Source organism: Pseudomonas arsenicoxydans, from assembly GCF_006438915.1.
Lineage (GTDB): Bacteria > Pseudomonadota > Gammaproteobacteria > Pseudomonadales > Pseudomonadaceae > Aquipseudomonas > Aquipseudomonas arsenicoxydans_A.
The window spans coordinates 39,174-46,919 of sequence record NZ_RCZE01000024.1 but is presented as its reverse complement, the minus strand read 5'-3'; the positions used below and the strand labels follow the sequence as shown (position 1 = coordinate 46,919).

Below are 7,746 nucleotides of genomic sequence, written 5' to 3'. Positions count from 1 at the left end.
CCCAATTCGACGCAGTTGGTACAACTCATCAAGCGTTTGAATATAACGAAGCATGGTCTGTGATGGATGAAGAAACTTACCGTCGTGAAATTTGCGAACGGTTAGATTTAGACTTCAGCACTTTGCAGATTGACTCAGACGGCATACCGTTCTAAGTCGTTAAGCATTAGGCTAATAAGCCTCGATAACGAAAGGAACCTAACGGTTCCTTTCTTTTTGTCTGCGATTTAAGTTTTACCCTGCCGCTGGCAGCCAGGGGGAGCCCCCTGGACGGCAGACCAAAGCAACACCAAGGGCGCTGCCCTTGTAAACCCGCTCTTGCCGCCGAGGGCTCAGGTGCGCGGGGTGGTGAAGCAACCCCACACACCCGAGCGGAGGCTTGGGGCACTGCGCACCGTCAAGCAGAATGCGCCTGCGGCGGTCCTGCGGACGCGGAACCCACCTTCGGCGGGGCCCCCGCCATTCAACTTGACCGCGCTTCGTTCAGGTCAGCGTTTCTGCCCACAAGCGTCCAACAAAAAGCAGCCTATTCTAGGTAAGATCCTTAACTAGCGCGTTAGCCGTAAGAAAATGTTTAGCTCTAACCCCTACATTTCTTTTGTAAATTAGCGTACATCCATCTTTCCCCTGCTGCATAGGACGCCCATTAATACCTAATATGTAATTACCTTGCAAAATTAGAGCTACCCGAATTTTCAAAGGGATATCATTAATATCGGAAATACCCATAAGCTTTGAAAATATAGCATCATTAATCAAATGCGCGCCTTTGGGATCTATAGCCCATAAACATTTTTCAGACCATAGTATAAAATCCGGATAGAAACTTGTAGTGCCTTCGCCAATCTCAGGTATTGGAATCCCATAGCCTGTCTTTGAGGGGTTACGACACCAGGTAAGCCCCATACAGTCTAGCGCCTCAGCTATTTCCAGCTCGAAAGCATTAAGCCCATTGTATTCTGTATGTAAAGCGTTATCGAAACTTACAACTTTATATCGTTCTCGCTTATTTTCGTCTTCAAAATATAGATCTGGAGATACGAGATTAAACGGCTTTACGTCATATACCTCATCGTATTCATAAACCAATCGAAACTCATCATTTAACAATCTAACTATATTAGGAATAGTCGTATTCAGCAGCTTCATAGCTTCAGAGCCAAACTGCATTCTCTGCTTCATTTTCTCGTTATTTTTTACGAATGGAGTAAAACAGGTACCATTTTTACGTGCAATTCTACTGTCCTGAGCGCCCAAACGGGAAACAAGGTAATCCCATACGGAGATATCAGCATTATCCTCCCTAAACTCTTCTTTATTTAGAGAAAGATCTTCCTTGTTCGTAGCTAAATCTAGAACTCGGGTGTGTACCCGACCTGGGGCCCGTAAAGCTTCAACGGCAAATTGAGGAACATTCGACAATAGTATTTGATCAAGTGCATCTAAATTCTCACCGAAAGACTCAGCCACTGTCGCGATGGACATTGGGGTCTTAAGCAATGACTCTCGTGAAATTCGCGGGCGCGCACTGGACTGGTTAATCGCTATAATTTCATAACCATCACCCCCCAAATCATTCTGCGTTGACTTCACCAGCGATGCAAAATCTTTATCTGGAACGTTAAAATAAAAATATGCGGAGTTTAAGTCTCCGTCATCAAAAGGCATCGCATTTGGCTGACGTAGAAATCTGCCAATTTTTTGCGATATATCAATGGCGGATTTACCAAGACCATCCATATAAGCTACGTAAGCCCAAGGTTCATCCCATCCCTCACGGAGAGAAAGATTCCAAATTATGTGGGTATAACCTTCGTCGCGTAGTGCCTCCGGAGTTTTCTTAGCCTTATGCGTATCAATCAGCAAATTCCAAGGGCAATTAGGATTTACGCTTGACAGAGCAGCGTTAACATTTGCCAGATGAACTGCTACTCTTCGCGGATCTACATTTAAATTTTGGGTAAGCGCCTCCCACACTTCCAACCCATCTATCGTAGAATTTACAATGCAGCACATCACCGGCCACTCCGCGAGGGAGGATAGCTTCTCGCTAATCTGAAGCCATTTATTATTTGCTTCCTTAAGCGCATCCAAACGATTGGTATTACAATCAACTAAATAAAGCCTAGTTTTTAGTAAACCCGCTTGAACGACAAGTGGCGTCGAAACGACTACGGTTTGTGCGTTTAAAGATACAGACTTTTCTTCTCCGGTATTACCAGGCAAAAGGAATGCCAGATCGTCTGATAACTCAGACGCCGAAGCTAAAACGAAGGCACGTGGGTTCAGTTCCTTTAATCTTGAAAACTGAGCTTTAGTGCCACCATGAGCCTCGTCGTAAACGACATAAAGATGACGTTGACGGCCTTCAGGGCCGTTCCCTGCTAGTGTTTCCCACTGCGTTGATCCTGCCCTGTCTTTGTGTACATTAAGGGCATCACCGTCACGATTAAACAATCCTACTGTCGCTAAAATTATTGTAAGACCTTTTTTGGCTTTACAAATATCAACCCAATCCAGATCCGAAAGATCTGCAAGATTTAATATCTCCACATTCTCTGGAAGCAAAGGCGAATATTTCCCACCTGAACTGAGATTACTTTTAGTCTGGGAGATTACTGCGCCTCTGTTGGTTGTCCACAAAACAATTCCATCACCAAGCTTACCCATGGCTAGCGCCAACATCGGGGTTTTACCGCTGCCGGTGATTGCGCGTAATCGACATAAAAAAGGCAGTACCTGGCCGGTATCAGGATCATAACGGCTTTTATACGGCGCACTTGGATAGGTCGCCAACATCTGGGTAAGTTCCCCTGCGGCACGCACTTGAAAAGGCTTTAGATTATCCATTGAAAGCTTCACGAATTACTCTTCCTCGAGCAAATTAAGGCGCGCCAATATCGAATCAGGTATTTGCTGAAATTTATAAAGCTGATCGTTTATAGGAGAGACATTAGCAACGGCGTAAATATATACAGGCTTTGTGACGTTAGCTGCTGTTGCTTCCAACATGATGTGCGATCGTATTTCGCGAGTCAGGGCCTGATGACCATTTGTTTTACCAGCCTCCCAAACTAACGCAATACCAAAACCAAGGCGAGTCTTGCCGATAAGATATTTATAGCCATCCATTCGGCAATCCATGCGATTTGAGTCATCCTCGACAATTTGCAAAATGATGTCAGCTAAATTTTCTCGATTTGACTCCATAATTACAGACTTACTTACATTTTTTCTGGCCTCATAGTAAGTAAAGCCGTCTTCCATACTTGGACGATCTAGCTGGTCCGCCCAGCGCCCTGAAAATACCCGCTTTAATCTTTCAGAAGTTAACTTTTCAGTATACTTATCTCTATTTATTCTTTTATTTGAAGGATCACCATTCTCTACTAGTACAAACCGTCTTGATCCATTATCTTCGACATTCATCGATAGCACTGCATGACCGGTAGTGCCACTGCCAGCATATGGATCAAATATCACGGCGTTTGGATCGCGCCAGGTGACAAGATTGAATAGCTCGGCCAACATCTCATGATCTTTAGGATTTTCGAACGTGTTTTTTCCTAATATTTTGCCTACCGTTTCGACCGCGCGCTGTCCCATCCTACGGATAACAGATGTCGCTACTTCTGCCTCCATCTCATGAAGATAAGTCTTAGAACGTGGTATTCCTGTATGGTCTTTTTTGAAAACAATCTTATCTGCGTCTATTAGAGCCTGCATATCAGCAGGGTCTGACAACCGCCATCCCGAAGCAGGAACCTTGCAGGGTTTCTTCGTCTTAGGATGAATGACGTCATAGCGGGGACCACCTCCACCAGGCCAATTGAGATTGCCATCATCGTTATACATGCCGTTTTTATCGACTTTCTGATACCGTATTTTTTTTGCAGGGTGGTCCTTTGGAAGCTCTTTGAAAAAAACCCCCATTGCGGCTTCAATTTTCTTTAAATCATCACCGAATTCGCGCTTAGCTTCCGCATAAGCCGTTAGAATTTCGTCAGCCCCCTCTTTGGGTTTCCGCCATTTTCCTTTATAGCGCTCCCATTCTTTAGTTTTACCCAGTTCTTTCATTTTAGCGTCGAGTACATTTTTATCTCGCGCCCAGACGAGCATGTATTCATGCCCTTCAGAAATATAGTTAGCGTCGTTTTTACGCGCTCTCTCCCAAACTATAGTGGCAATACGGTTTTTCTCGCCGTACATTTCTTCAAGCAGCATCCAAAGTCTTGGCAGTTCATGCTCATCAATTGATATTATCAAAACGCCTGTATGCTTTAGCAGCTTTCGTGCCGCCCATAATCTTGGAGCTATATGATTAATCCACTTTGTGTGTCGTGAGGGATCATCTAGAGACACTCCTTTTTCGACGCGGCCCACAGCATTTTTTAACTGTTCAACCTCTGCCTTTGAGAATCGATAGTTATCGTTATAAATAAAAGCATCGCTTCCCGTATTATATGGCGGATCCATATAAATAACGTCGAATCCAGTCTTAGGCCCGCCTCGAAACTCACTGAGTAATGAGCGCATTACAGCCAAGTTGTCACCATCGATAATTCGATGATTCCCGCCCACATTTTCAGGATAACTTCGCCCCCCATCTCTTTTCATCGAAACAGGTGTGACCGTTTCGGCGAGGAAGCGATTGCGACCCTGCCACATCAGCGTAGCGTCATTTGAGCCAAGCTCGGAGCCTTGTGAAAAAACGGCTCGCATTTTTTTATCTTCTCGGAGTTCGTTAACAAGTTTTATTAGTTGATCTCGACTAAGATCCTCTAGAAAATCTTGTTCTGCTTGATCTGTATTCATCAAAGACTCAACTTAAATAATAATATAAAAATCATAAAGTGATAACCGTGTAGTTTATCACCCGCTAAAACGAGCTCGCAATTCTTTCTGAGGGTTTCGAGCTTAATCGAAGCACGTCTTGAAACATCCTTCGGGCTAAGGTTTTTCATCCCGTTGTTTAAGCGCTCAAAACCTGAATCCGAGGCATGTGGGGTAGGGGTGACTCGTCACGGCCTGGGCCAGCAAGCCTACGGCGCAGTAGGCACTTGCTATCATTTTTCGGTGGCCAGCTGCGGCACCAGGTCGAGAACTGATAGCACTTTTCGCCCTGGGCGCGGATCCTCGATCTTCGGATTGATTGTTGCCGCTGACCGAAAACTGACCCAGTAGAGGCTGTTCTGCCGACTCAAAACTGACCCAGGTGTTCAACTGCTTCTGCTCACTTTTTGAGCAGGAGAACACAGGGTGATCAGCATGGAAATGTTGGGGAAAATCCGGCGGATGTACTTCCGCGACAAGCTCTCGCTGCATCAGATAGCCAAGCGTACCGGGCTTTCTAGAAACACCATCCGAAAATGGGTCAGAGCGCCCGAAGCCACTCAGCCGGCGTACCAACGGTGCGCAACCTTCAACAAACTCAGCCCTTTCCACGAGACGCTGGAACAGGCGCTCAAGGCCGATTCGTTCCGGCCAAAACACAACCGCAGGAGCGCCAAAGCGCTTTTCGAGCAGATCAAGGCCGAGGGTTACGACGGCGGCTACAGCCAGCTCACGGCGTTTGTGCGCTCTTGGCGAGGTGAGCAAGGCAAGTCTTTACGCGCTTTTGTACCGCTGACTTTTGCGCTCGGCGAGGCGTTTCAATTTGACTGGAGCGAAGAGAGTCTGCTGATCGGTGGCCTGTTTCGACGCATCCAGGTCTCCCACATGAAGCTGTGCGCCAGTCGCGCATTCTGGTTGGTTGCGTACCCTAGCCAAGGCCACGAGATGCTGTTTGATGCCCATACCCGTTCGTTCGGAGCGTTGGGTGGCGTGCCACGTCGCGGCATCTACGACAACATGAAAACGGCTGTCGACAAGGTCAACAAAGGCAAAGGCCGCACGGTCAACGCCCGGTTTTCCGTGATGTGCGCGCACTATCTGTTCGATCCGGACTTCTGCAACGTGGCCTCTGGCTGGGAGAAAGGCATCGTCGAAAAGAACGTGCAGGACAGCCGGAGACGAATCTGGCTCGATGCTCAAAACTGCATGTTCCATACCTTCGAGGAGCTGAACGTCTGGCTCGGTCAACGCTGTCGTACGCTCTGGGCCGAACTTGTACATCCGCAGTACAACGGTTTGACGGTGGCAGAAGTCCTGGAGCTGGAGCAGGCTGAAATGATGCCGATGCCGACGGCCTTTGATGGCTACGTGGAACGCACCGTCCGTGTCTCTAGCACCTGCCTGATCAGCGTGGCGCGCAATCGTTATTCGGTGCCTTGCGAGCGTGTTGGTCAGTGGGTCAGCAGCCGTTTGTACCCTTCGCGGATCGTGGTCATTGCCGACGAAACGGTGATCGTCAGCCATGAGCGCCTCTTTGATCGAGATCAGGTCAGTTTTGACTGGCAGCACTACATCCCACTCATCGAACGCAAGCCTGGTGCACTGCGCAATGGCGCGCCATTTGCGGATCTGCCAAAACCGTTACGGCTTCTCAAACGGGGACTGAGGCGTCACACCAACGGTGATCGAATCATGATGCAGGTACTGGCTGCTGTGCCAATTGCGGGTCTCGAACCTGTGCTGGTGGCGGTGGAACTGGTACTTGAATCGGGAAGTCTGAGCGCCGATCACATCCTCAATGTCCTTGCCCGCCTGACCTCCACCGCACCACCTCCCTGTGTAGAAACCAGCTTGCAACTCAAGGTCGCGCCTGTTGCCAATACGGCGCGCTACGACCGGCTCCGTACGACCGATGAGGAGAATCGCAATGCGTGACCTGATGACTGAACTCAAAGAACTGCGCCTGCACGGCATGGCCAGTGCTTGGGAAGAACTGGTATCTCAAGGAACAGCGTCGACGGCTTCATCGAAATGGCTGCTGGAACATCTGCTTCAGCAGGAACATGCGGATCGCGCGGTGCGCTCGGTGAATCATCAGATGAACATGGCAAAACTCCCCATGCACCGTGACTTAGCTGGCTTTGACTTCAGCGCTTCCAGCGCTGATGCCCGGCTGGTCAGCGATCTATCCAGCTTAGCGTTCACTGAAACCGCGCAGAATGTCGTGTTCATCGGCGGCCCTGGAACCGGGAAAACACACCTGGCCAGTGCCTTGGCTGTATCCGGCATTACGGCCCACAACAAACGCGTGCGCTTTTTCTCCACGGTGGATCTGGTCAATCTGCTGGAGCGTGAAAAGTACGATGGTAAGGCAGGCCGAATCGCCCAGGGACTGCTACGAACAGACCTGGTGATACTCGATGAGCTGGGGTATTTGCCCTTCAGTCAAAGCGGCGGTGCCCTGTTATTTCACCTGCTGTCCAAGCTGTACGAACACACCAGCGTGGTCATCACCACCAACCTCAGCTTCTCGGAATGGTCGAGTGTATTTGGCGACGCCAAAATGACTACGGCGCTGCTGGATCGGCTGACACACCACTGCCATATCGTTGAAACAGGCAACGAGTCTTACCGCCTGCAACACAGCACATTGGCTGCCCAGACAAAGATCAAAACACGCGAACGAAAGCGAAAGGACGGAAATGATATCGAGGACGATGAGCCATTTTGATCCGCACCATAAATGCCCTGCTGCATGCGGTGGGGCTTGATGCGTCTTTAATCGGAACACTGCTGCTAAGCTTATCCACAATTGCTGGGACAGAAATCAGCAATCCGTCCTGGGTCAATTTTCAATCGGCAGGGTGGGTCAGTTTTCAATCAGCGCCAACACGGATTGATAGCAGAAAGGCC

General features: G+C 48.6%; 4 protein-coding genes. 2 read left to right on the top strand and 2 right to left on the bottom strand.

Going from position 1 to position 7,746, the window contains the following annotated elements:
* Positions 1-531: 531 nt before the first annotated feature.
* Complete coding sequence (locus EAH78_RS31325) at positions 532-2,862, bottom strand: hypothetical protein (protein WP_140672138.1); 2,331 nt, start codon at positions 2,860-2,862, stop codon at positions 532-534.
* 3 nt (positions 2,863-2,865) lie between these two features.
* A complete protein-coding gene (locus EAH78_RS31320; protein WP_140672136.1) occupies positions 2,866-4,815 on the bottom strand; it encodes a site-specific DNA-methyltransferase in 1,950 nt (649 codons plus the stop codon).
* A 453-nt stretch (positions 4,816-5,268) separates the two neighbouring features.
* Here EAH78_RS31320 and istA point away from each other — a divergent pair, with 453 nt between their 5' ends.
* A complete protein-coding gene (istA, locus tag EAH78_RS31310; RefSeq protein WP_140672147.1) occupies positions 5,269-6,768 on the top strand; it encodes an IS21 family transposase in 1,500 nt (499 codons plus the stop codon).
* Positions 6,761-7,564: an IS21-like element ISPsy20 family helper ATPase IstB gene (istB, locus tag EAH78_RS31305; protein WP_024677664.1), complete on the top strand. Its 804-nt coding sequence runs from the start codon at positions 6,761-6,763 to the stop codon at positions 7,562-7,564. Before istA ends, istB begins: the two co-directional genes overlap by 8 nt.
* Positions 7,565-7,746: the final 182 nt, after the last annotated feature.

Excerpts from the sequence above, each read along its gene's own strand:
- istA (WP_140672147.1), top strand. The coding sequence starts at position 5,269 with ATGGAAATGTTGGGGAAAATCCGGCGGATGTACTTCCGCGACAAGCTC.
- istB (WP_024677664.1), top strand. The coding sequence starts at position 6,761 with ATGCGTGACCTGATGACTGAACTCAAAGAACTGCGCCTGCACGGCATG.
- EAH78_RS31320 (WP_140672136.1), bottom strand. The coding sequence starts at position 4,815 with ATGAATACAGATCAAGCAGAACAAGATTTTCTAGAGGATCTTAGTCGA.